This window comes from Caproiciproducens lactatisolvens, from assembly GCF_052443335.1.
Taxonomy (GTDB): Bacteria; Bacillota; Clostridia; order Oscillospirales; family Acutalibacteraceae; genus Caproiciproducens.
In genome coordinates, this window is the sequence record NZ_CP195750.1 from 2902170 (window position 1) to 2927721 (window position 25552).

Genomic DNA, 25552 nt, shown 5'->3' on the forward strand with positions numbered 1-25552 from the left:
CTCCCTTGTTTTATTGACCGCAATGCCGGACTTACCCTTTGATGGCTCCGCCGGTCACGCTGGCAATGATCTTTTCCGAAAGGAAGATATACAGAATGAACGTCGGCAGGAACACAATGACCACCGCCGCGAACATGCCGCCCCAGTCCCCCGTATAGCGCATGGACTGGATCATGGAGTACAGGCCGACGGCGACCGGGCGGGTCTTTGCCGTATTGGCGAAAATCAGGGAAATAAAATACTCGTTCCAGATGGTGATGAAGTTGAAGATCGTCACCGTGATGATACCGGGCTGCGCCAGCGGCAGCATGATCATCCAGAACGTTTTCATGGGCGAACAGCCGTCGATGGCCGCGGCCTCCTCAAACGTAACCGAAAGATTGTGGAAAAAGGTATTCAGGAAGAAGACGGTAAACGGGACGTTGATCGCTATGTAAAGGAAAATCAGCAGCCCCCTGGACTGGTTGACATGCATCTGGCTGAACAGCGCGAACAGGGGCATGATAATCATGATCGCGGGAATCCCCAGCGCGGTCGCGAATAAGTTCTGGAGAAACCCGTTGCCGCGGAACTTGAAGCGGCTGAGCACATAGGCAGCCGGCGCGGCAACGATAATGACAACCGTGCAGGAAATCAGCGTGTAGACAAGGGAATTCATAAAATAGCTGGATACCTTATGCGTTTTCCACGCCTTCACGTAGTTTTCCGGGTGCAGCCCGGTTGCGAATTTGAACAGGTTGCCGTCAAAAATCTCTCTGGTAGTGGAGAATGACGCCAGGATAATCCAGCCGATCAGCACAAAGGTAAAAACGACCCAGATTCCGACGATCAGATAGCCCGGAGCAAGGGCCAGTTCTTTTTTCCAATTTGTTTTCTGCCTGATTTTTTTATTAGCCATTGTTCATTCCCCCTTAAAGCTCAACGTCGTCGTGACGGACAATGAGCTGCGTAAACAGAAAGACGATCACGACCACAATGGTCAGGATAACGCCGATCGCCGCGCCCGCTCCGGAATCGCGCACCGTAATGGCCGAGTTGCTTGCGCCGAACACCAGCTCATACATATAGGACATCGGCGTGACGGTGCTCGCGCTCAGATTCACGGGCGAAAACAGCTGGCTCCATACAAAGAAAGCCATGGTGCTGACGGTCCAGAGCACGATATTCGTGCGGCAGACCCCCTTCAGAAGGGGAAGCGTAATTTTTGAAAACCGCTGGAACACGTTGGCCCCCTCGATGGTGGCGGCCTCGTAAAAATCCACCGGGATCCGCTCGATCCCGCTCATCCAGATCAGCATATGGTACCCCACCATGCCGAAGCAGTAGGCGACGAGCATGCTCCAGAACACCATTTCCGGGCCGGTCCACTGCGTGGCGGCCGCTTCCGAAAAGCCGAGGGTCTTCAGGATCGAGCTGAGAAGGCCGAAATTGGGATTGTAAACATAGTTGATCCACATGGTCCCCATGGCGACCGCCGAAATGACGTTCGGCAGGTAGATCACGGAGCGGAAAAAGCTTTTCCCGTGGACTCCGCTGGTGAGGATCACCCCGAAAAGCAGCGAGACCAGCATGACGCCGACGCCGCCCACAAGCCAGATCAGGCTGATATTCTGCAGCGCGCTCATAAAAAGGGGCGTATGGAAAAGGGTCCTGAAATTCCCCAGCCCGTTAAACTTCCATGCCGAGACGGCGTCCGTAACGCCCTCTACTTTAAAGAAGCTCATAATGACGGTCCTTATGGTAGGGTACAGGAAAACCATGGTGTACAGAAAAATCGCGGGTGCCAGAAAAATAACAATCATTGATTTATTTTTTGTTTTCATAAGAACCTCCCGAGAATTCCATGGACAAAAGGGCGGCAGCGTAAACACGATGCCGCCCTTTCCCCGCCGTTGTGTGATTGAATTATTTCTTCATTGCGTCCGCAAAGCCCTTCGCGTCAAGCTTGCCGCTGACAAGCAGGGCGAAATTGGTCTTGATCTTCGCGTTGATGTCCGCGTCGTTTTCCATGCCGACCGCCCAGGGATACCGGGTGGTGGTCGCGTCCAGAACCGCCTTGGCGTCCGCAAGCTGCGTCGGCCACGTTGCGTCGTTCGCCATCGGAACGCCGATGGACTCCGCCGCAAGCTTGTTGTCCCATTCGCCGGTGGTCATAAAGACGATGAATTGGAAGGCCTCCTCCGCGTGCTTGCTGTCCTTATTGATGCCGAAGCACTGCGCGCCGTACTGGTTGGCCTCCGGGCCGTCGCCGTCCTTGCCGACCGCCGGATACGCGAAGGTTCCCCAGTTGAAGTCCGCCGGAGCGGAATTTTTGATTTCATTCGGGAGCCAGGTCCCGTTCAGATACATGGCCACGTCTCCGCTTGCGACTTCCTGCTGGCCCGCGGGATAGATATTGCCGGCCGCGTTCTTGGATATGTAGCCCTTGTCGTACATTTCCTTCCACTGCTCGCCGAAGGTCTGAACGGCGGGATCGTCGATCTTCTTGTTTTCCACCATGGCAAGCGTCTTATCCTTGCCGATCAGGCGGGCCATATGGTAGCCGAACAAAGAAGCCATATACGCGTCGTCCACGGTAATCGGGGTTTTGCCGGCCGCCTTGATCTTGGCGCAGGCGTCGAGCCACTCTTCCCAGGTCTTCGGAACCGCCGTAATTCCGGCTGTCTTGAAGATGTCCTTGTTGTACATGACAAGGAAGGTGGACGGCTGGTAAGGGATGGTGGAAAGCTTTCCGTCCGGCCCGAGGGACCGGGCAAGGTCGACCAGCTTCTTGTTGATCACGTCGGTCAGCGGTTTGCCGTCCGTAGTGTCGTAGGACTTGGCGGCCAGATCCTCCACATTGAGCAGATATTTGCCCCATGTGCCGTTTACACGCTCGAGGTCCTCGTCAAAAAGGTCGACTTCCTGTCCGGCGTCCAGCGCGGGCTGAAGGGTCTTGCGGATATCGCGGCCCTGCCAGTTGATGTCGACGGTGATGCCCGTCTTCTCCTTGAAGGCTTCCGCCGCTTCCGCAATGGTCTGTCCCTGCGGCTCGGTTTCGTTCCACATGGAGTAATAAGTAACGGTTACGTCGCTCTTCGCGTCTCCGGCCGGCGCTTCGCCGGAAGCAGCCGGGGCCGATGACTGAGCAGCTCCGCCGCAGCCGCCGAGCGCCATGGCGCAGATTAAAACGATGGCCATAAGAGAACATAATTTCTTTTTCATTTTCAGACCTCCTAAGTTTTATGTTTTGAATTTGAGGCACACCTACTAATTGCATATTGACCAATAAATCGGATTTCAATGTTTCATTTTTATCCAATTCGCCGTTCAACATCCCTATTTTACGGTGTTTTCACCAATATTGATTTAGAATTTTTTGCATTAAATTTGCACAATCCATTTAAGTTGCACAAAAGGTCTTTTGCTTTCACAGGCGGCGATTTTCTCCTGTCTTGCGGGCGGACCCCGGCCCGCGACAAATTCCGTATCAGCTTACTCCCCGGAAACAAAAAAAACGCCCCGTTCAGCCGAACGCAGCGCCTTTGCCTTGTGTTGCTCGTATTATAGCACGGCCATTTCATTTGTCAATTCGCAAAACGGCTAAAAGCACCGGAAAACGGACATTGTACAAATTTTATGCGCAGAATGACAAACCTTCCCCGGGCGGTGGTTCCCATCCCGGATATTTCCGTATTGAAATATTTACAGAGAAAAGGAATGTTATGATTAAATATTATAAAAGGCTTGACGCAGGTAAGGAGCTGAGACTGATGACGCAATTTGTAAGCACCTTTTTGAATCAGGAAATCGTAATCAACGAACTGATCACCGTCCATTATTTTGAGTACAACAGCGATTTCTATTTTCCGGGCGAAACCCACAATTTCTGGGAATTCCTGTACGTGGACAAGGGGCAGGTGGACGTGACCGCCGGAAACACCAACTATGTGCTGAAAAAGGGCGACATCATTTTCCACAAGCCCTATGAATTTCACAGCCTGTGGGCCAACGGCGTGATCGCGCCGAACCTTGTGGTCATCACGTTCAAATGCGACTCCCCCGCCATGCATTTCTTCGACAACAAGATTCTGAAGGTGGGCGATTTTGAACGCGACCTGCTCGGCCGCGTGATCGAGGAATCCTTCGACGCCTTTTCCTCCCCGCTGGACGATGTGGATATGAAGGAGCTGGTGCGCAGCGGCAAAGGCGCTTTTGCTTCGGAACAGGTCATCAAGCTCTGTCTGGAGCTGATGCTCATCAGCCTGATCCGGAAAGGCGGGGTCGGCGAGGAACGCGTTTCCTCCTCCATTAAGGAAAAATCGGGTCAGGACACCTTTTCCCGGATCGTGGCGTACCTGAACCAGAACATACACAGCAAGGTCACCCTGAGCGACGTGTGCCGGGACAACATGTGCGGCTGTTCCTTCCTCCAGAAGGTGTTCCGCGAAAAAACCGGCGGCGGCGTGATGGAATACTTCGGGAAAATGAAGGTGGACAGCGCCAAGCAGTCCATCCGCGAGGGGACGAAGAATTTCACCGAAATCGCGAACGACCTCGGGTACTCGTCCATCCATTACTTCTCCCGCCATTTCAAAAAGGTGACCGGGATGACCCCCTCGGAGTACTCTTCCTCCGTCAAGCTGCGGACCGACAGCCAAAAAGGCCGCCCGCCCCATTTTGAGTGATGCCGATCCATAACAGAACAGCAGAAAATACGGCCCGTCCGGGAATCCCGGGCGGATTCTTTTTGTGCAAAAATGATTTTTTGTGCAAATTTTGTGATGGATAAGATATTTATTTTAAAGCAATCATCCTCTAAAATAAGGGCAGAGAGTGTAAAAAAGCAAATGTACAAAGGAGAATGCAGCATGAAGGAACCTGTACTCGTTGTCATGGCGGCGGGAATGGGCAGCAGATACGGCGGTCCGAAGCAGATTGACCCCGTGGGGGACAACGGGGAGATCATCATCGATTTTTCGCTTTACGACGCGGTAAAGGCCGGCTTCAAAAAGGTTGTTTTTTTGATCAAGAAATCCATTGAGGCGGATTTTAAAGAAATTATCGGGGACAGAATGTCCAAAATCATAGAGGTAAAATACGCGTATCAGGAGGTCGGCGTACTGCCCGAGGGGTACCGGGTGCCGCCCGGGCGCGGGAAGCCCTGGGGCACCGCGCACGCGGTGCTCTGCTGCCGCGACGCGATCGACGGGCCCTTCGCGGTGATCAACGCCGACGATTATTACGGAAAAAACGCGTTCCGCCTGATTTACGATACTCTTCTCCACAGCCGGGACGACGGGCTGTACCGTTACGCGATGGTGGGCTACACGCTAAAAAACACGCTGACGGACCACGGCCATGTGGCAAGGGGCGTCTGCGTCGCCACCCCGGACGGATTTCTGGAGGATATCCACGAACGCACCCACATTGAAAAGCGGGGAAACGCGGCCCAGTACACCGAGGACGGCGGAAACACGTGGGTAACCATCCCCGGGGGAAGCGTCGTCTCCATGAATCTGTGGGGCTTTTCCGAATCGATCCTTGGGGAAATCGCGGCAAGGTTTCCCGCGTTTCTGGACAGCGCTTTAGAAAAGGACCCGCTGAAAGCAGAGTTCTTCCTGCCCACCGTGGTGGATGAGCTGCTCAAGGGCAAAAAAGCCAGCGTAAAAGTGCTGCGGTCCCCGGACAAATGGTACGGGGTCACCTACCGCGAGGACAAACCGGTGGTGGCGGAAGCAATCCGTAAAATGAGAAAACAGGGGATCTATCCTGATAAGCTTTGGGAGGGCAATACATGAAACCGGTGAAAAAGGAGCTTCTTCCCGCGATCGCGGAGAAATTTCAGTTCGAGGGCCAGTATGTGGGAATCCTGCCCTATGGAAGCGGACATATCAACGACACCTTTTCCGTCTTTTTCCAGCTTGAGGAACAAACCCGCAGATACATCCTTCAGCGGATCAACACCAACGTGTTCCGCAAGCCGGCGGAGCTGATGGAAAACGTGATAGGCGTTACCCGTTACCTGCACAAAGCCATCGCCGCTGCCGGCGGCGACCCTTACCGCGAAACGCTGAACCTGATTCCCACACGGGACGGCGCGTACTATTATGTCGACGGGGACGGCGGCTACTGGCGCTCCTATTATTTTATCGAGAACACCGTGACCCTTCAGCAGACAAGGACCAAAGAGGAATTTTACAACACCGCCCGGGCCTTCGGCCGGTTCCAGCTGCTTTTAGCCGACTATCCGGCGGCTACGCTCCACGAAACCATCCCGCTGTTCCACGACACGCCGAACCGCATCCTCCAGTTTAAAGAGGCGCTCGCCGCGGACGTAAAAGGCAGAGCGGCCGGTGTGAAAGAGGAAATTGCTTTCGTGCTCGGGCAGGAGGACTACACCCGTCTTCTGGTGGATATGCAGGCGCGGGGGGAGCTTCCCCTGCGGGTCACCCACAACGACACCAAGCTGAACAACGTGCTGGTCGACAGCGAAACCGGAAAAGGCGTATGCGTCATTGACCTGGACACAGTGATGCCCGGCCTTTCCCTGTACGATTTCGGCGACTCCATCCGCTTCGGGGCGAGCACGGCGGCGGAGGACGAACGGGATCTGTCCAAGGTACATTTTGACCTCGGGCTGTTTGAAGCGTATACCAAAGGCTTTCTGGAAGTCGCGGGAAAGGTGCTGACCGACGAGGAAATCAGAAGGCTGCCCGACGGCGCGAAGATGATGACGCTGGAATGCGGTATCCGCTTTCTGGCGGATTATCTTGCCGGCGACACCTATTTCAAGATCAGCCGCGGGAGCCACAACCTTGACCGCGCCCGGACCCAGTTCCGGCTGGTGGAGGAAATGGACCGGCAGTGGGGCGTTATGGCCAAAATCGTCGGCCAATACTGCAAACAGGGGCTGAAGAAATGAGAAATATTCTTTGCTACGGCGATTCCAATACCTACGGGATGAAACCCGGCATGACGGGCAGATACGCGCGGGACGTCCGCTGGACCGGCCTGCTGCAAAAGCTGCTTGGCGGCGGGTACGATGTGATCGAAGAAGGGCTGGGCGGCAGAACGACCGTCTGGGACGACCCGATTGAGGAATATAAAAACGGCAAAACTTACCTTCTCCCCTGTCTGGAAAGCCACAAGCCGCTGGACCTGGTTGTCATCATGCTGGGCACAAACGATCTGAAAAAGCGTTTTTCCCTGCCCGTGTGCGACATTGCGTCGGGTATGGAAAATCTGATCCGGACGATTTTAAAATCGGAGTCCGGCAGCGAAGGAGGCGCCCCGCAGGTGCTTCTGGTCGCGCCGGTCCCCATCGCCGACGTGGGGATCCGCGCCTGGCGCCTGATGTTCGGCGAAGGAATGAAAAACAGCCTTCTGCTGGCGGAAGAGTATGAGCAGACCGCAAAACGGAACCGCGTGCATTTTCTGAATCCGGGCCGAAGCGTGGAAGTCGGCCCGGAAGACGGCATCCATTACACGCAGGCGGGCCACCGGAAGATGGCGGAGCTGATCGAACAGAAAATCCGCGAGATTTTTCCAAACGGCTGAATGCCGCAAAGTTTTGAATATTCCCTTATTTTGATAGAGTCCCCGAAAACAGGAACCGCGCCAACTGGTGCGGCTCCTGTTCTTTTTATATTTTCTGCCCGCTGCACTGTCCTTCCGTATTGAGCAGGTCGTAAAGCGTGGTGACTCCCGCGCCGGTGGCGCCGGCCGACTGATGCTCGAAAACCGGCTTGTCCACCCACGCCGTTCCGGCAATGTCCAGATGGATCCACGGCAGATGCTCCGTAAACTCCCGGATAAATAAACCGGCGGAAATCGTCCCGCAATAATGCTCGCCCATATTTTTGACGTCGGCAATCCTGCTTTTCACCATTTCCTCATACTCCGGGAAAATAGGCAGCCGCCAGTACTGTTCGCCGGAAACGCGCGCCGCCGCGGACAGGTCGTCCCACAGCTGGTCGCTGTCCGTCAGGACGCCCGCCGTGGTAAAGCCGAGCGCGCCCACAACCGCGCCCGTCAGCGTAGCGATATCCAGCACCCTGGTCGTACCCTCCGCACGGATGGCGTATGTAACGGCGTCCGCCAGAATCAGCCTGCCTTCCGCGTCCGTGTTCCGGATTTCGATCGTCTTGCCGGACATGGACCGAACGACGTCCCCCGGAAGGAAGCTCTGTCTGGAAATACGGTTTTCACAGGCCGGGATCACAGCCACGGCGTTCGTTTTCACCTGATTTCGCGCAAGGGCGAAAATCGCGCCCGCCACCGCCGCGCCGCCGGCCATATCCCCCTTGATGCCCAGCATGGAGTCCTTGCTTTTCAGGCAGTATCCGCCCGTGTCGCAGGTAACTCCCTTTCCCACCAGCGCGGTCCTCAGCGGGGACTGGGGATCCGCAAGATAGCGCAGAACAATCAGGCGCGGCGGGTTCGCGCTGCTGCTGCCGACCGTCAAAAACGCGGACATTCCCAGCCGCCCGGACTCCTTTTCGTCCAGGATCTCGGCCTGCACCCCGCATTTTCCCGCTTCCCGTCTCAGGGTGTCCGCCATGATGGACGGGGTCATCCGATTGGCGGGGGCGTTGACAAGGTTGCGGGCCAGCACCACGCTGTCCGCCAGATTGACGGCCTTTTCCAGGTATTCCTCCGCCGTTTCCGTCAGGCGCTGCGGAATCCCGTGCAGAAAGAAGCGGAAGGAATCCTCCCGGCTGTCCGCCCGGTACGGGGCGTAATCATACAGACCCAGCTTGACGCCCAAAACCGCGCTGCGGATACAATCCAGCCCGCAGACGGGCACCATTGCGGACAGATTGATTTCCGCCTCGTACTGATGAAGCCTCCGGAGCTCCCGGGCACCCTTGGCGACGGCGTCCGTCATTCTGCGGGCGCTCAGTTCCCCGCGTTTCCCCAGCCCGATATAGAGGGTCAGGCGGGAATCCTGACAGAACGGAAAGCTTTCGAGAAATTCCGCCCGGAACATTTTTTGGACCGGCAGCGAGGTGTGGTCCGCGTCCTCATAGAGAAATAATATCTGTGCTTCCTTAAAGGAGCCTATCTGAATATCGATCATACTGTCCTTCCGTTTCTGCGGCAAGCTCCCTCCCCGTCTCCAGCGGAGGGCGGAGGGACCCGCCTGCGTCGTGATATTTCTATCATAGCATACCTTCGACAAAAATCAACAGGTCTTCGGGCCTGTTTGGAGAAACTGTCGTGGACAGCATTGTCCCCGGTAAAAAAAACACCCGGAGTACTATGTACTCCGGGTGTTTTTGACGCGGCGATTTCAGCCGGACAGGACTTTTGATCGTACAAACAGGGCGCGGTTATCCGCAGTAAACGGAAGGGATCGCCGCGTAGACGGCGGCGCACCGGACAAGGTCCTGCTTCCAGGTCTTCTCGTCGGGAGAATGGGCCTCTTTCTCTTTCCCGGGGCCGAAGCCGACGCAGGGGATGCCATAGCGGCCCATGATGGAAACGCCGTTCGTGGAAAACGTCCATTTTCCGACCTCCGGCTCTCCGTAAAGGCCCCTGTGCGCTTCCACCGCGGCCCGCAGGGCGGGCGCGTCCTCCGGGAGCACCCAGGCCGGAAAGTAGCAGTCGGTGGGATACGTCAGGCCGGTGTAGCTGGGGCGCTCATAGGTATACACCGTGACGGACGCCCCGTACTTTTGGCAGGACTCCAGGCCGCGCACCTCCTCCAGCGCCGTTTCATACGTTTCTCCGCCGGTGAGGCGGCGGTCGAGCGAAACGGCGCAGAAATCCGCGACCGCGCAGCGGGACGGGGAGTTAAAGAAAATTTCCGAAACGGTGACGGTCCCCTTCCCGAGGAACGGGTCGGCGGGAAGCCGTTCATTCAGCCCGCGGATGTCCTGAAGGATGTCGGCCATCTTGTAGATGGCGTTGTCCCCGCGCTCCGGGGCGGAGCCGTGGCAGGACACGCCCTTTACCTCCACCCGGATTTCCATCCGCCCGCGCTGCCCGCGGCAGAGGATGCCGCCGGTCGGCTCGGTGCTGACGACAAACTCCGGGGTGATTTTGTCCTCCTGATGGAGATACTGCCAGCAGAGCCCGTCGCAGTCCTCCTCCTGCACCGTGCCGGTCACCAGCACGGTGTATTTTTCGGAAAGAAGGCCCATGTCCTTCATGATTTTCGCCCCGTAGACCGCGCTGACCATCCCGCCCAGCTGGTCGGAGGCGCCGAGCCCGCCTATCTCCGTATCGGTTTCATAGCCCTCATACGGGTCAAAGCTCCAGTTGCTCCGGTCGCCGGTCCCCACGGTATCGATGTGCGCGTCATAGGCGATCAGCTTTTCCCCCGCGCCCATGCGGCCCAGAACGTTTCCCATCGGGTCGACGTCGACCCGGTCAAATTCCAGCGCGCGCATCTCACGGACAATGCGCGCAATCACCTGCTTTTCTTTTCCGCTTTCCCCCGGGATTGCGATCAGATCGCGCAGAAATGCGGTCATCGCGGCCTCATAGCCCTGTGCCCTGCGGCGAATCTCCCGATAGTCCGGTATCATATCCGTTCCCTCCTGTGGTTGAATTGGTCGTTTGGTATGCGTTCCCCGCAGCCGTCACAGGAACGACGGGTATTCCCCGTCGTGGACAATCCTGCGGTATTTTTCCGGGTCCGTGTCCCCCTCGGTGGAAAACAGCAGCACCCGTGAATTTTCATCCAGCCCGAGGGCCCTCCGAAGATCCTTCAGCGTCTCGCGCTCCATAGCCGCGCAAAGCAGGCCCATGGTCACCGCGCCGGATTCCCCCGAAATCACCTGGGGGTCCCCTCTGAGCGGCGCGCCCAGAGTGCGCATCCCCTTCGCCGTGATTTCATCGGAGCAGGAAACGAAATAAGCACTGTGGTTTTTCAGGATATCCCAGCCGATGGTGTTGGGTTCGCCGCAGGCGAGCCCCGCCATGATGGTCTTCATGTCCCCCCGGACAGCGCGGATCTGTCCGTCGCCCACGGCGGCGGAGCGGTAAATGCAGTCGGCGGCGTCCGGTTCCACAATCACCGTAACCGGGCAATGCCCCGGAAACAGGTTTGCAAAATATCCCTGCACGGCGGCGGCAAGGGACCCTACCCCGGCCTGAATGAAAATGTGGGTCGGGTGTTCCACACCGAACCCTTTCAGCTGCGCGTCCGCTTCCGAAGCCATGGTGCCGTACCCCTGCATAATCCAAGTCGGAATTTCCTCGTAGCCTTCCCACGCGGTGTCCTGAATTACCACGCTGTTCGGCGTCTTTGCGCTCTGCGCGGCCGCGATGCGGACGCATTCGTCGTAGTTCGCGTCCTCTATCGTCGCCGCGGCGCCCTCTTTGCGGATGTTTTCCAGCCGGACCGGAGAGGACCCCTTCGGCATAAACACAACCGCCTTTTGGCCGAGCCGATTGGCCGACCAGGCCACGCCGCGCCCGTGATTCCCGTCGGTGGCGGTAAAGAAGGTAAAGCTTCCGAATTCCTCCTTCAGCTTTTGGGAAATCAGCACCTCATACGGCAGCTCCGAAACATCCCTTTTCAGCCTCTGCGCGATAAACCGCCCTATGGCGTAGGAGCCGCCCAGCACCTTAAAGGCGTTTAAGCCGAAGCGGCGGGATTCATCCTTGACATAAATTCCGCCCAGCCCAAGCAGCCGGGCCATATGGGTAAGCGGCAAAAGCGGCGTTGGGGCATACTGCGGAAAGCTCCTGTGGAAGGCGGCGGCCTTTTCCACATTCTGCAGGGACATGACCCGCAGATAACGGTCGTCCGTTTTGGGAATCCGGTTGGGAACCCATCTGATACTCATCTCACTACCTCCTGAAAAGCAAAATGCGGCCGCCGTAGCGACCGCATTGCCGTTGTACTCAAAAAGACCGATGTCTGTATGGTTTTATTATAAGGCAAAATCCCCGGAATGTCATTCCATTTTGAAAATTTATCACAGAAAGGGACCGCATCATTCCTGCGGGCCATCGGCTGGGCCGTCGGCACCCTCCTGCCCGCTGTCCGCGCTCCCGTCATCCGCGGGGTTCCGTTCCGGCGCGGCCGGCACCTGCTGCGGCGGCACCGGGGCCACGGGCTGCCCGTAATACGGCATATACGCGGGCATGGGCTGATACGCCCGCCTGGGGGGCAGCTGCATGCATTTGCAGACATAAACCACTTTGGTGTCGCAGATCATGTCGTGCAGGCCTCGTTTTTCATTGTTTAATCCCACCAGGATATAGCCGACAAACAGCAGGGACGACAGATACCGCCCGACGGTTTCCCTGTAAAGGACGTTCAGCAGGGTGAGCGGCCCGCCGTCAACCGAAACGACCCGAAGGTTCATCAGCCGTTTTCCCACGGTAGCGCCCGTCTGATAGGTCAAAATCACAAAATAGGCGGAAGCGGCCAGATACAGCAGAATGTCCAGCAGGCTGAACCGGAACAGCAGGGGGCTGGTCAGGAAATTGTCCGGGTGACTGAGCCGCACGAAAAACATGGGAATCTTCACGATCAGCAGCATCGTTCCCACAAGCAGCAGATCGATGAGGTACGCCGCCAGGCGGACGAAAAATCCGCCGCAGGCCGGGTTGTTATTTTCCTGTGACTGCATAATACATCGGCACCCCGCTCTCCTGTGATTGTAGGAATTCCTTCACCTTATCCACATCGGTGCTGGTGTAGCTTTTCGCCATGGAAAACAGGGAGCTCAAAGCAAGCTCGCTGTTTTTCGGTGTGAAGAAAGCCACGTCTTCCCCAAGTTCTTCTTCCATCCGGGACTGCGTATCCTCATAGTTCTGTATGCCGTCGATCAGCTTGAGGTCAAGCGCCTGCTGCGCCGTATAGATGCGCCCGTCCGCGATCGGCTTGACCGTCTCCGCGCTCATGTTCCGGCCCTGCGCGACGATCCCCACAAACTGCTCGTAGGATTCGTCCACCAGACTCTGAAAAATCTTCTTCTGCTCCTGTGTCACGTCCACGCCCGGATTACCCATGGATTTGTTCGGCCCGCTGGTAAACAGGATGGTGTCCACGCCGAGCTTATCCATCAGCCCCTTGTAGTTGGACAGCGACAGAATCACGCCGATGGAACCCGTCCAGGTGTTCCGGTTCGCATAGATTTTATCCGAAGCCATGGAAACATAGTATCCGCCTGAGCAGGCTTCGTTGGCCATATAGGTCCAGACCGGGCGGCCGGTGTCCTTTTTGTACTTTAGCAGCCGCTGGTACAGCTCATCCGTTTCGTACACGCTTCCGCCCGGCGTGTTGACATAGAGCAGGATGCCCCTGTTTTCTCCGGACTGCTGGTACTGGTCGATCAGGCTGAGCGTCTTTTCATGGTCGTACCCTTCCGTCGGGAACAGAGACGACGAAGAGGACGACTTCATGATCGTGCCGTCCACCTTGACCACCCCGACAAACGGCTCGAACGGAAGCGTCACCTTTGAGCCGACGGAATCCAGCAGGCTTTCGGCAAGCGCCTTTTTGTTCTGGCTCTCCGCGGCGTTTTTGACCAGCAAATTGGCGCCGCATACGAAGACGAAGACCAATGCCGCCGCAACCAATCCCGCGATCTGCTTTTTGTTCATTTTCCCTTTCTCCTTTTCTCCGCTTTGCGGAGCCCTCGATTTCAATGATTCTCCAAACTGTACTAATCAGTTAATACAATTGATTGTATGCTCCCCCCGCATATTTGTCAAGTATTTCCCCCTAACATCCTTTAAATGGTAAAAACAGCAGCCCCGCCGACAACGGAACCGCTGCTTATATTATATTCCTGTAAAGACCGGTTTCAGTACTTCCTGCTCTGAATGGTTTCCTCCGTATTTTCTTTGGTAAAGACCTTTTCGTCGGTAATGATCCGCAGGGGAAGCTCCTTGCCGGACATCAGGTCGGTAATCGCTTTCATCAGCTGCGGGCCGAGCAGGGGGTTGCACTCCACCACGCAGTTCATTTTCCCTTTCAGAATGGCGTTCAGCGCGTTCTTTGTGCCGTCGATGGAAATGATCTTTACGTCCTTTCCGGGAGCGATCCCGTTTTTCTCCAGCGCCTCCGCCGCGCCGAGCGCCATATCGTCATTGTGGGCGTAAACCACGTCGATATCCCATTTACGGTTTTTCAGGTACTCCTCCACAATCCGCTTTCCGCCGTCGTAGGTAAAGTCCCCGCTGCGCGAATAAACGATCCGATATCCGGAATATTCCCTTAAAATCTCCTCAAAGCCGACGGTCCGCTCCACGGCGGGCGACGCGCCCACCGTCCCCTGAAGCTCCATAATGCGGACTCCGCCCTTTTTCCCGCCGGAGGGAACGTTCTGCGCGATCCAGCGCATGGCGCGGCGGCCCTCCTCCACGAAATCGGCCCCGATAAAGGTCAGGAACATGCCGTCGTCCTTCACCGTGATTTCGCGGTCGGACAAAATCACCGGGATGCCGGCCTCCTTCGCTTCCCGCAGCACCTCGTCCCAGCCGCTGTCGATCACCGGGGAAAGGACGATCACGTCCACCTTCATGGCGATAAATTTCCGGAGCGCCTCTATCTGCCGCTGCTGCGACTGGTCGGCGTTCTCATAAAAGAGTTGGATTCCGAATTCCTTTGCCGCGGACTGAATGGATTCCGTATTGGCAAGGCGCCACGCGCTTTCCGTCCCCACCTGCGCGTAGCCCACGCGGATGGTCTGCGGAGGAGGAATCTGCGGCTTGTTCAGGTTTTCCTCAAACGCGTCCACGTTTTCTTTCGTCACTTTATGGCTGTGCAGGATTTCCTGCTTCGGCACGCCGGCCACATTCTGAAGGATATCCAGGGAAAACCGGATCGCCTCCCGCCCGCCGGTCGGGCAGGTGATGGTCTCGTCGATCATGCCCTTTTTGACCAGCCCGATCCCGTCGTTTTCCCCGGTGAAGCCGTCCACCCCGATAATCCGGATATTTTTCAGCCCCAGCTTTTCAATGGCGCGGCAGGCGCCTAAGGCCATGTAATCGTTGTGCGCAAAAATGACCCGCACCCCGTTCAGCTTCTCCCTGTTTGCCAGCAGATAGTCCTCCGTGCTGTCGCGCGATTCGTTCTCAATGGAAATTTTGCGGATGCCGAGCTGGCGGTACGGTTTCAGAAAGCTCTGGAAGCCCTCGCTGCGCTCCGCGCTCGTTTGGGAGCCCGTGCTTCCGCAGATTTCCAGCACGCCGCCCGGAATCCCGTCCAGCATACGCAGCACGGACTCCCCCGCCTGTTTGCCGATGCTGCGGTTGTCCGGCCCGATAAACAGGGAATAATCGTAGCCCTCCACCACACGGTCCATCACGATGACCGGGATCGATTTGTACACGCCGCTGACCACAGGGGTGATCTTTTTCACGTCGCAGGGCGATACGATCAGCAGATCGACCCCGCACGCGAGCAGCCGCCGGATATCCGCGATCTGCTTGTCGCTGTTCTGCGTGGCGTCCGTAAAAATCAGCCGGACTCCGGGATGCTTCCCGGCTTCCTCCTTCAGCTCCCTGATGAGCGCCAGCCTCCACGATTCCCTCATGTTCGCCTGGGAAACCCCGATCAGGTACTCCACCTTCTCCGGCTCCCGCCTGCTGCAGCCGGGGAACAGGGAAAGCAGAACCGCGGCGCAGAGCAGCGCCGCAAGAAAGCCTCGCATCCGTTTTCTCATTTCCCTTACCCTCACATTGCCACAGACATTTTACTCTGCCCGTTCTTCCGGTACTCCGCCGGGGAAACACCGAGCACCTTTTTAAAGGCGCTGCTGAAATAGTGCTGGCTGGAATACCCCGTCAGCTCGGCGATTTCATAAATCTTCATTTCCTCGTTGGAAAGCAACTCGATCGCCTTGCGGATACGGGCACGGGTCACGTAATCCACAAAGGTGATCCCCATGGAATGGCGGAAAACGCGGCTCAGATGCTGGGGGGACACATGGAACGCGCAGGCCGCGTCCTGAAGCGAAAATTCCTCGTTCTTATAATTTTCGTCAATGTAATTCTGAACGTCCTTGATCAGCTGGGGGACCTCCATCAGTTCGTAAAAGCGACCGAGGGCACGTTCATATTCCGCGGGAATTTCCCGCCGTCCGGTTCCCTCCGCCTGCGCCAGCGTCGCCCGCACGGGCAGATGCTGCTCCAGCAGGCTGCGAAGCTGCTTCACCGTGTCCTGCCAGGCGTCCTGCGGCTGGCAGGAGGAAATCATCACCAGGTTCCCCGCCGGATTGCGGAAAAGGGCGGCCGGGCAAAACGGCTGGAAAAGCTCCCGCGCAATATTTTCCGCCGCGTAATAAAGCAGGTCGTCGTTCCAGTCCCCGCCGATTTCCATATTGTTTTTATAGTCCAGCCCGGCGACGACGACGCCGAACGCTTCCGGGAACTTCAATTTCAGAAAGCTGATCCGCTCGTCGATTTCCTCTTCACAGAAATGGCCGCCGAGCCAGTCATTTAAAAAATTCTCCGTCAGCTTCGCCTTGTTTTTTTCAAGGAGCACTTTCGCCCATTCCAGGTACTTCGTCTGCTCCCGGCTCCTTTTCAGTTCTTCCTTGGCGCGGTCCAGCGACCGATAAAACACATCCTCCATGATCGGCTTCAGCAGATAATCGTAAACGCCCAGCCGCAGCGCACTCTGGACATACTGAAAATCGTCGTACCCGGTGATGACGACGACGAGCGCGTCCTCTAAAACGCCCTTCAGCTTTTCAATAAACTGGATGCCGTTCAGAAACGGCATGTTGATATCGACGAACAGCAGGTCGGGCGCGAATTTTCCCGCAAGCTCCAGCGCGGTTTCCCCGTCCTCCGCCTGCGCCACCACCTGCATTTCCCGGTCCTGCTTCAAAAGGCCGGCGATCCCTCTGCGGATGATCTCTTCATCGTCCGCGATCAGCACCTTATACATATCTCCTCTCCTTTCGCTCAGCCGCCGTCATCCGCCGGAAGGATCACCGTCACCGTGGTCTCCTCGCCCTCCCGGCTCTCTATGGAGATTCCGTACTCCTTTCCGTAGCACAGCTGGATCCTTTCCTGAATGTAAAAGAGGCCGAAGCTCTGTTTCTGGTCCAGCTCCGTATGGTTGTTCAGCTGATGGTTCAGCAGCTCCAGCCGGTCGGCGGGAATCCCCGCGCCGTCGTCGTGCACCCTGAAAACCACCAGATTCCCCTTCCTGTGCGCGGTCACCGCAATGGTGCCGCCCCCGCGCTTTTCCTTGACGCCGTGATAGATGGCGTTTTCGACCAGAGGCTGCAGAATCAGCTTGGGGACCTTGCAGCCGGCGAGCTTTTCATTCACCTCGATCCGGTAATTCAGCTTATCCTTATAGCGGATTTTCTGAATATACAGATAGTTGGACACGTGGGTGATTTCCTCCCGGATGGTGATCATATCCTTGCCGTGGCTCAGCCCGATGCGGAACATGCTGGTCAGCGCGTCGACCAGCCGGACGATGTCGCCTGCCCCGTAGTCCCTCGCCATCCAGCTGATGGTGTCCAGCGTATTGTACAGAAAATGCGGCTTGATCTGCTCCTGCAGGGATTTCAGCTCGGCAAACCGCTTGTTCTGCTGCTCGACGTACACCATGCGGATCAGGTTCCCGATCTGGTCGATCATATGGTTGAAGCTCAGGCCCAGTTCGCCGATCTCATCGTTGTATTTGCTGTTGAAGCGCACCGAAAGGTCGCCGCCCTCCGCCTGCTTCATCAGGGTCTGCAGCTTGAAAATGGGTTTTGTAATGGTTTTGGCGAGCTCAAAGGAAGAAAACAGCACGAACAGCACCGTAAACAGGACGCATCCGAGCAGGATATAAACGATGGTGTTGACGCCCGCCATGACCTCGTCGTTGGAAAACACCCCCACCGTGCGCCAGCCGGTGTATTCCGATTTCTCGGAATGAATCTGGTAGTTCCCGCCCCGGATATTCGCGGTGACAAACGCGTTTCCGCTGCCGCCGAGCCAGAGCGGGCTGACGCGGTACACCACGTCGTTGACCGGAGCATAGACAATGCTGTTGTCCACATCCGTGACAAACACAAAGCCCTTTTCGCCGATGGTGACGCTGTTGATGGACTTCTTGATGATGTCGTGACGGATATCGAACAGGATCACGCCCAGCACTTCCCCGGTTTTGGGGTCCCTGACCGCCTTGGTAAGCGAAAAAACGTCGTCCACGCTGTAGTCCTGATTGGTGACGATGTTCCTGCCCGTCGCGTCGCTGATGAGGCGGATTTCCTCCGGGGACTGCTCCGCCTGACGGTACCAGGACTCGTTCCGGAACGAATCGCGGGAAATCCGGGACATGCCGGTACTGACATAGAGGTCGTTTCTGGTGGCGATCAGGATTCCGGCGATCTCGTCGTGGGAAGAAGCGATATTCTGCAGAAGCTCCCTGATCTGGCCGGTCTGCGTTTTCCACTTCGGATCTTCCTCCGACTGAAGGTTCCAGAACTCGTTGTTTTTCAGCTCAACCGAAATATAATTCGCGGTTTTTTCAATCGTCCCGATGTATACGTCGATGGAGTCGCACACCTGATTGATCGTCTGGGCGGTGTGGTCCATTGCGGTCTGCTGCGCCTGGTTGACAAACACAAGTCCGCTGACAATGGAAAAAACAGCAAACGGAATGAGCGCCATAAAAAGATAGGACAGTACCATTTTGTTCCGGAACCGGATGTTCAAAAATTTGTCCAATATCTTTCGCAAGACGCTCACCTCATCGGCTGCTGATTTTTGAATCAAGAGTTGTGTATATTATATAATATTTAAGAAAAAATATCAAATTATTTTGCCATATTCATGCGGTTTTTTCCAGTTTTCCATCCTTGATTTTTTCCGACCTGCCCGCCAGAATACGCTGAATGACGATGAACAGGCAGAGCAGAGCAGCGCTGAACACCTTCGTCCACCAAGTGTTCAGGTTCTGGTACGTCACAATGGTCTGGATAACGCCCTGGATCATCACGCCCACGGTGGTGCCAATCACGGTGCCGACGCCGCCGGTCAGCAGCGTGCCGCCGATGACCGCGGAGGAAATCGCGTCCATCTCAAGCCCCACGTTCTGCAGCGAATAGCCCGCCAGCGTATAAAAGCTGAACACCACGCCCGCCAGCGCCGCGCAGAAGCCGCTGATCGCGTAAACCGCCACCTTGGTTCTCCCCACGGGCAGGCCCATCAGCGAAGCGGACAGCTCGTTGCCGCCAACCGCGTAAACGGTCCTGCCGAACCGGGTGAATTTCAGCACGAACATCGCTCCGATCAGGACCGCGGCGGCGATAAAGACGTAATAATAGATTTTCGCGCCCGCAAAGGCAATTTTGTTCAGCGCCATTTTTTTATAGAAATCATCCGTAATCGGAATGGATTCCGTGCTGATGACGGCGCACAGGCCGCGCAGGAAAAACTGCCCCGCCAGCGTGACGATGAACGGCTGGAGCCGATAGGAGTGGATCATAAAGCCCATCAGCGCGCCGAACAGAAGGCCGATCAGCAGCACCAGCGGAATCACCGCGCCCGCTGGCACCCCGCTTCTGAGCAGGAACGCCGAGAACACGCAGGTAAACGCAATGGTGGACGAGATGGAGATGTCGATGCCGCCCGTCAGCAGAACAAACGTGATGCCGATGGAGGCGATCATCATATAGGAGCCGTCGTTCAGCAGATTGCAGAACGTGGACAGCGAAAGGAATCTGTCGTAAGCGACCGAGCCCGCCGTGAAAAGGCCGATAAACAGCAGGGCAGTGACCAGCAGCGACACATTCCGTATCCGGAACCTTTTTGTTGTTTTTCCCGATTCGCTCATGCCGGTTTCACCGTCCTTTCCTGTTTATGACCGGAGAATCTTTTTCGCATTTTCTCCTTGAATTCCGCCGACTGGAAGAGGCAGATGCAGATGACGATGATTGCTTTCACCACGGCGGTGATTTCCGGCGCTACCCCCATGGCGTAGACGGAGGTCGTAATGCTCTGGATGATCAGCGCGCCGGCAAGGCTGGCCGGAACGGAGAACCGCCCGCCGCTGAGCGAGGTCCCGCCGATCGCCACCGCGAGGATGGCGTCCAGCTCCATAAAGAGCCCGGCGTTGTTGCAGTCGGCGCCCTTGATACCCGCGCTCTCGATCAGCCCGGCGACCGCCGCCGTGATGCCGCAGAAGGTGTAGACCATCCATTTCACGCCGTTGACGTTAATGCCCGCGAAGTGGCCGGCGACCGGGTTGCACCCCGTGGATTCCAGGAAAAGCCCGAACGCCGTCCTTTTGGTGAAAAGCAGCGCCAGCGCCACCGCGAAAAGCACGATGAAAAGCGGGAACGGAAGGCCCAGAATATAGCCGCCGTTGATGAAGTAATACGCGTCCGAATTGACGGTGACGATTTTCCCGTCGGTAATCAGCTGGGCAATGCCTCTGCCCGCCACCATCAGGATCATTGTCGCGACGATGGGCTGGATTTTGACTTTGGACACCAGAAAGCCGTTCCACGCGCCGCAGAGCATGCCGCCCAGAAGCGCCAGCAAAATAGCCGTCTGGACACTCTGCCCCGCGCCCGGCAGGATCCTGCCGTCCACAATGCTGCACGCGACGGCGCCGCTGATCGCCATGACGGAGCCGACGGAAATATCCGTCCCGCCCGTCGCGAGGACGAACGTCATTCCGGTCGCCAGAAGCATCAGCTTGCTGCCGTTGCGCAGGATATCGATCAGCCTTCCGTACAGGTGCGCATCCACGATTTTGATCTCGAAAAAGGCTCCGCCCGAAAGAATCCCGTTGATCAGCAGAATGGCGAGCAGCACGGCGACCGGCCAGAACCCCTGGTATTTAGACAGCTTCTTGATCTTCTCCATTTTTAACCCCTCCCGCAATTAAGCTCATGACCGCGCTTTCGGCAATGTCCTTCCCGCTGAGCTCGCCGACCTTCTTTTTGTCGCGCAGGACGATCATGCGGCTGCAGCAGCGGAGCATTTCGTCGATTTCGGATGAAATAAAGACCACCGTCATCCCCTGCTCGGCCAGCCCGACGATCATTTTCTGAATTTCCGCCTTGGTCCCCACGTCGATGCCCCGGGTGGGTTCGTCCAGCATCAGAAGCTGGGGGTCCGTGGCAAGCCATCTTGCCAGAATGACCTTCTGCTGGTTTCCGCCGCTCAGGTTTTTCGCCCGCTGCTCCTGGGACGGGGTCTTGATGTCCAGCAGTTTGATGTATTTGTCGGCAACGCGCTCGGCCTGCGCGCGGGAAATCGCCTTGAACATGCCCTTCTTCGCCTGCAGGGCGAGAATGATGTTTTCCCGGATGCTCAGGTCCCCGATAATTCCTTCTGTTTTCCGGTTTTCGGGGCAGAACGCAACGCCGCGGCGAATCGCCGGAAGGGGCCCTTTCCCCGCCAGCTTCCGGCCGTTCAGGCTGATCTCCCCCTGCTCCAGAGGATCGATTCCAAAAATCAGGCGGACGATCTCCGAGCGTCCCGAACCGAGCAGCCCGGAAATGCCGAGCACTTCCCCCCTGTAGATTTTCAGGTCGACGCCGCTGACGGTCCCCGGCCCGCAGGCCCGCTTCATCTCCAGCAGGCTGAGCTCCCCGCCGGTCAGCTCCTCCTTTTCGGAGGAAAGGTCCAGCTCGGCGTACTCCTTGCCCAGCATTTTGCCGACAAGCTGCGTTTTCGGCAGCTCGGCGGCCGCGTAGGTGCCGACGTAACGCCCGTTGCGCAGCACGGTGATGGTGTCCGCAACCGCATACACCTGATCCAGAAAATGCGTGACGAAAAGGATTCCCATTCCCTGCGCCTTCAGCATGTTCATCACTTCAAAAAGCTTTTCCACCTCCACGCTGCTCAGGCTGGAAGTCGGCTCGTCGAGGATGAGCACCTTCGCGGAGATGTCGACCGCGCGCGCAATGGCCACCATCTGCTGCACCGCGACCGAATAAAAATCCAGATTTTTCGTCACGTCGATCGTAAGATTGAACCGTTTCAGCAAGTCGCGCGAGTCCTGATTGATTTTTTTCCAGTCGATGCTTCCTCTTTTTTTCGGTTCCCTTCCTATGTATATATTTTCCGCCACCGAGAGGTTGGGGCAGAGGTTGACTTCCTGATAGACCGTGCTGATGCCCAGCTTCTGCGCATCCTGCGGGCTCTGGGGAAAAATGGGGACGCCTTCCAGCAGGACGGACCCTCCGTCCCGTTCCTCCACGCCCGTCAGGACCTTGATCAAAGTCGACTTCCCCGCGCCGTTTTCTCCCAGAAGGGCATGGATTTCTCCGCTTTTCAGCTCGAGGGGAACATCGTCCAGCGCCGCCACCCCCGGAAAGCTCTTGGAAATATGTTCCATCCGAATCAGCATATTTTCGCTGCTCATGAGCGGACTCCTCCTTTGTGATATTGTTTTCCCGTGTGCCGTGAAGCAAAATCCGCTCCGCCGAACAAAGACGGAGCGGATTTTAAAGAGAGTCGGAGAATTGTATGAAAAAGGTTAATAAACGCGGGTGGGAAGGTCTTTGGCGGCGGTATCGGCGCGGAAAACGCTTTCATCGGATTTGATCCACTTTTCAACCGTCTCGCCGTTCTTCAGCTTCTGGCAGGTCTCAAAGAACTGGGGACCGAGCAGCGGGTTGCACTCTACGGTGACATTCGCTTCCCCGTCGACCATGGCCTGGAAAATACCCTTGACGCCGTCGCAGGAAACGGTCTTGATGTCCTTGCCGGGCTTCATTCCCGCTTCTTTCATAGCCTCGATCGCGCCGAGCATCATGTCGTCGTTATGCGCGTAAACCGCGTTGATCTGGTTGCCGTAGGTTTTCAGGAAGGATTCCATGACTTCCTTGCCCTTGGCCCTTGTAAAATCGCCCGTCTGGGAAGCGAGAACCTTCATATCCGGATATTTCGCGGCCAGCTGATCGTCAAAGCCCTTCTTTCTGTCATTCGCCGCGGAAGCGCCCACGGTTCCTTCCAGTTCAACGACGTTTCCCTTGTTGTTCAGCAGCTTTGCCAGCTCGTCGGCGGCGTTCTGCCCTTCCGTGATGAAGTCGGAGCCGATAAACGTGGCGTACAGGTCATCGGAAACCTTCGCCCTGCGGTCGAGCAGAACGATTGGGATCCCGGCGTCCTTCGCCTCTGTAAACACGGCGTCCCAGCCCGTTTCCACAACCGGGGCAAGGCCGATGACGTCAACGCCCATTTCAATAAAGGATTTTATCGCCTTAATCTGATTTTCCTGCTTCTGCTGTGCGTCCGCAAACTTGAAATCGATGGTGTCCACATGCTGTCCGGCATAGAACTGAATGGACGCCGTTTCCGCGTCGCGCCAGCCGGATTCCTGTCCGATCTGCGCGAAGCCGACCGTCAGCTTTTTGTTGCCCTCCGCCTTGGAAACGACTTCGGCGCCGGACTGTGTACCCGCCGACGCGGTGTTCGCCGCAGGCGTGCCGGCGCATCCGCCCAACGCAAGGCCCGCGATGCATACGGTTAAAATTGCAGCAAGTATTCTTTTCAAATTTTTCTCCTCCGCTTCCGGGGGATCGCCCCCCTTATTTCGTTTCCATTGTAGTGCATCCTCCCTTTTAAGTCTTTACAATAACAAAACCTGTTTGTATCATTTTTTAGCATCCTCCGGAAAGCATTTTTCCGCCGGACGCCGCAGCCTGTCCGATTTTGCGGTTGTTTGTATCGTTTTGTCGAATAGTCACCCCACAGTCGGAAGGGCTTTGTATAAGAATGGGAGGGGTTGGGGGTGGGGAGAAAATATTGAAAAAAGAAAAAAGCCGCGGACTGCAGCTTTTTCGTGTGTTTTTATTGAATTTTTTCAGCGGAGCATACAGGACGGCTTCCAGCCCAAAACGTCATACGGAACGGTAAAAACGACGATCCCTGTGGAATACGGCGCGATTTCATACTGCTGATAATAGATCGCGACGCCCTTCGGGGTCAGGTAATACTGCTCCTCATTGAAGTACTGGGCGATCAGCTTGCGGTAATCATCAAAATAGATCCCCGGATTTTCCGCCATATTCCGGTCGGCCTGCTTCAAAATATTCTGCAGAAGCCGGTACCGGTAATTGCTGTGCGGCCCGAAGAACCGCGCGAGCGGATAACGCCTGCCGTTTTGCAGGCTCCACGTGTCGGAACGCCGGACGGTGTTGCCGTGCGCCCCGCCCGTATATTCGTACTGGTCGCGGTAAAGGCTCAGAAAACAGTTTTCGTTGTAGGCCGTTTCATATTTCAAAACGGCGTCATACGGCCGGAACGGGAATCCGTTTGTCTGGGAATCGCGGTATTCCTGAACGGCCTGCCGGTACAGGGTTCCTGCAACATAGCGGTAGAAATTTTCCGTCTGCATCCGGATCATGCCGTTGATCCGGCTTTCGGCCGCCCGGTTTCCCCCGAGCCTTACCTCCGGGAATTCGGCGGTCATGGTGATCATCACGGTATTCTCATACTGGAATTCCCGCCCGACCTTCTGAGCGGTCAGTTCCGCGCTGAAATTCGGTTCGTACATTTTCATCCCTCCGCCCCATCATATGCCGGAAAAAGCGGTAAGGATTCAGGATTTTATCACACGACATAAAGGATGGAACAGCCGCCGAGCTTTTCCGAGATCTCCCGCCGGAGCAGTTCTTCCCCCTGCGCGCGCAGCTCGTTGCGGTAGCAGTACTTTCCGCGCCCTCTCACCGTCATCAGGGAAGCGTCGTAAAGCTCCGCCGCGTTGGGAAACGCTTCGTTGTTGATCGCCCGGTGAACATAGCTGTAGGTCATAAAGATGATCTCAATGGTCAGCTCTTTCTTTGCCCTCGGAGACAGTTCGTCGGCAAGCTGCTGAATCAGCTGCGCGTAGAGCCCCCGCCAGTCGCCCAGAAGAACCACCGGGGCAATCAAAAGCCCCACCCGGTACCCGGCTTCGCACATCTTATTCAAAGCCCGTATCCTGTTTTTTAACGGAGAGGTCCCGAATTCCACCCTGCTGATGATTTCCTGAGGATTGACGCTCATACGGAAAATGGTCCTGCCCCGGTGTTCCAGATTCAGCAGGGGGTCCACCATGTCGAACTTGGTCGGGAACGTCAGAAAGCCCTTTTCGCTCTTTGCAAAGCGCTCGATCGTCCAGACGAGGTTTCCCGTAATGGTGTTTTCCAGTACAAGGTCGCTGTTGCTGCCGATTTCAAAGGTCAGATCGCGGTCCGCGGCGGCGGCCGTTTTCATCAGCTTGCCGAGCATCTGCTCCCGGTTGACGAACAGCCTCAAATACGAGCATTTGTTGTAGTTGCAGACCAGATAGCAGTAAAGGCACGCCGCGCTGCAGCCGGAGGAGGTATAGGGCACCAGAAAATCGGAAATCTTATGGTTTTCCACATATTTGTGCGTTTTGCGGACGCCGACGATCAGGTATCGCTTCATATGGCCGAATTCCCGGTTGGAATTGCCACGAAGCTCCTCGATATTGTTATGGCTGCGGATCGGTATCCACGGCACTTCATTGAATTTCTGCCGCAGCTGCTCCCCCAATTCATAGGAAAGAGCGTCCGGCTCATAATAGACGCGTTCCGGGTACATTTTATCACCTTCCGGTCTATTATTGACAGCCAGACGGCGTCTATGCTTTGCCGCTCAGGCAGCCGAAAAAAAGCACAGCAAAATT

21 protein-coding genes are annotated in these 25552 nt (G+C 56.5%); 4 read left to right on the top strand and 17 right to left on the bottom strand.

What is annotated here, in order from left to right; all coding sequences use genetic code 11:
* Window positions 1-31: 31 nt before the first annotated feature.
* The 3 genes from ACRQV7_RS14330 to ACRQV7_RS14340 form a co-directional block, all read right to left on the bottom strand.
* Complete coding sequence (locus tag ACRQV7_RS14330) at window positions 32-898, bottom strand: carbohydrate ABC transporter permease (protein ID WP_275713281.1); 867 nt, start codon at window positions 896-898, stop codon at window positions 32-34.
* A gap of 13 nt (window positions 899-911) precedes the next feature.
* Complete coding sequence (locus ACRQV7_RS14335) at window positions 912-1823, bottom strand: carbohydrate ABC transporter permease (protein ID WP_275713279.1); 912 nt, start codon at window positions 1821-1823, stop codon at window positions 912-914.
* A gap of 82 nt (window positions 1824-1905) precedes the next feature.
* On the bottom strand, window positions 1906-3204 hold the full coding sequence (locus tag ACRQV7_RS14340) for an ABC transporter substrate-binding protein (protein ID WP_275713278.1): 1299 nt from the start codon (window positions 3202-3204) through the stop codon (window positions 1906-1908).
* A gap of 548 nt (window positions 3205-3752) precedes the next feature.
* Between ACRQV7_RS14340 and ACRQV7_RS14345 the strand changes: the two genes are divergently transcribed.
* The 4 genes from ACRQV7_RS14345 to ACRQV7_RS14360 all read left to right on the top strand — a co-directional run bounded on the left by ACRQV7_RS14345 (window position 3753) and on the right by ACRQV7_RS14360 (window position 7539).
* Window positions 3753-4667, top strand: a complete 915-nt coding sequence (locus ACRQV7_RS14345) for an AraC family transcriptional regulator (RefSeq protein ID WP_444658753.1) — start codon at window positions 3753-3755, stop codon at window positions 4665-4667.
* A gap of 183 nt (window positions 4668-4850) precedes the next feature.
* Window positions 4851-5780, top strand: coding sequence for a sugar phosphate nucleotidyltransferase (locus ACRQV7_RS14350; RefSeq protein WP_444658756.1), 930 nt, complete (start codon window positions 4851-4853; stop codon window positions 5778-5780).
* Window positions 5777-6904, top strand: a complete 1128-nt coding sequence (locus ACRQV7_RS14355; RefSeq protein WP_444658758.1) for a phosphotransferase enzyme family protein — start codon at window positions 5777-5779, stop codon at window positions 6902-6904. Before ACRQV7_RS14350 ends, ACRQV7_RS14355 begins: the two co-directional genes overlap by 4 nt.
* Window positions 6901-7539: an SGNH/GDSL hydrolase family protein gene (locus ACRQV7_RS14360; protein ID WP_275713270.1), complete on the top strand. Its 639-nt coding sequence runs from the start codon at window positions 6901-6903 to the stop codon at window positions 7537-7539. Before ACRQV7_RS14355 ends, ACRQV7_RS14360 begins: the two co-directional genes overlap by 4 nt.
* An 85-nt stretch (window positions 7540-7624) precedes the next feature.
* Here the strand turns inward: ACRQV7_RS14360 and ACRQV7_RS14365 are convergent, their stop codons facing one another.
* The 14 genes from ACRQV7_RS14365 to ACRQV7_RS14430 form a co-directional block, all read right to left on the bottom strand.
* The gene (locus ACRQV7_RS14365; protein WP_444658760.1) at window positions 7625-9085 is read right to left on the bottom strand and encodes a leucyl aminopeptidase; all 1461 of its coding nucleotides are present in this window, start codon (window positions 9083-9085) and stop codon (window positions 7625-7627) included.
* A gap of 229 nt (window positions 9086-9314) precedes the next feature.
* Complete coding sequence (locus ACRQV7_RS14370; protein WP_444658762.1) at window positions 9315-10514, bottom strand: YgeY family selenium metabolism-linked hydrolase; 1200 nt, start codon at window positions 10512-10514, stop codon at window positions 9315-9317.
* A 54-nt stretch (window positions 10515-10568) separates the two neighbouring features.
* Window positions 10569-11780, bottom strand: coding sequence for a diaminopropionate ammonia-lyase (dpaL, locus tag ACRQV7_RS14375; protein WP_444658764.1), 1212 nt, complete (start codon window positions 11778-11780; stop codon window positions 10569-10571).
* A 150-nt stretch (window positions 11781-11930) separates the two neighbouring features.
* Entirely contained in the window at window positions 11931-12572 is a 642-nt protein-coding gene (locus ACRQV7_RS14380) for an RDD family protein (protein WP_444658766.1), read from the bottom strand.
* Entirely contained in the window at window positions 12553-13548 is a 996-nt protein-coding gene (gene sppA, locus ACRQV7_RS14385; protein WP_444658768.1) for a signal peptide peptidase SppA, read from the bottom strand. The genes ACRQV7_RS14380 and sppA overlap by 20 nt, the downstream gene beginning before the upstream one ends.
* A 203-nt stretch (window positions 13549-13751) precedes the next feature.
* Window positions 13752-15614 (bottom strand): substrate-binding domain-containing protein, encoded by a 1863-nt coding sequence (locus ACRQV7_RS14390; RefSeq protein WP_444658770.1) that lies wholly within the window; start codon window positions 15612-15614, stop codon window positions 13752-13754.
* An 11-nt stretch (window positions 15615-15625) separates the two neighbouring features.
* Window positions 15626-16843 (bottom strand): response regulator transcription factor, encoded by a 1218-nt coding sequence (locus ACRQV7_RS14395; protein ID WP_444658771.1) that lies wholly within the window; start codon window positions 16841-16843, stop codon window positions 15626-15628.
* 17 nt (window positions 16844-16860) lie between these two features.
* Window positions 16861-18639, bottom strand: a complete 1779-nt coding sequence (locus ACRQV7_RS14400) for a cache domain-containing sensor histidine kinase (RefSeq protein ID WP_444658772.1) — start codon at window positions 18637-18639, stop codon at window positions 16861-16863.
* A 91-nt stretch (window positions 18640-18730) separates the two neighbouring features.
* Window positions 18731-19735 carry a galactofuranose ABC transporter, permease protein YjfF gene (yjfF, locus tag ACRQV7_RS14405; protein ID WP_444658773.1) on the bottom strand — a complete coding sequence of 335 codons (1005 nt, stop codon included), beginning with the start codon at window positions 19733-19735 and terminating at the stop codon, window positions 18731-18733.
* Window positions 19732-20772: an ABC transporter permease gene (locus ACRQV7_RS14410; protein WP_444658774.1), complete on the bottom strand. Its 1041-nt coding sequence runs from the start codon at window positions 20770-20772 to the stop codon at window positions 19732-19734. The genes yjfF and ACRQV7_RS14410 overlap by 4 nt, the downstream gene beginning before the upstream one ends.
* Window positions 20747-22279, bottom strand: a complete 1533-nt coding sequence (locus tag ACRQV7_RS14415) for a sugar ABC transporter ATP-binding protein (protein ID WP_444658775.1) — start codon at window positions 22277-22279, stop codon at window positions 20747-20749. The genes ACRQV7_RS14410 and ACRQV7_RS14415 overlap by 26 nt, the downstream gene beginning before the upstream one ends.
* A 114-nt stretch (window positions 22280-22393) precedes the next feature.
* Window positions 22394-23413 carry an ABC transporter substrate-binding protein gene (locus ACRQV7_RS14420; RefSeq protein ID WP_444658776.1) on the bottom strand — a complete coding sequence of 340 codons (1020 nt, stop codon included), beginning with the start codon at window positions 23411-23413 and terminating at the stop codon, window positions 22394-22396.
* A gap of 309 nt (window positions 23414-23722) precedes the next feature.
* Entirely contained in the window at window positions 23723-24415 is a 693-nt protein-coding gene (locus ACRQV7_RS14425) for a DUF3298 and DUF4163 domain-containing protein (protein WP_444658777.1), read from the bottom strand.
* A gap of 56 nt (window positions 24416-24471) precedes the next feature.
* Window positions 24472-25467 (bottom strand): SPL family radical SAM protein, encoded by a 996-nt coding sequence (locus tag ACRQV7_RS14430; RefSeq protein ID WP_444658778.1) that lies wholly within the window; start codon window positions 25465-25467, stop codon window positions 24472-24474.
* Window positions 25468-25552: the final 85 nt, after the last annotated feature.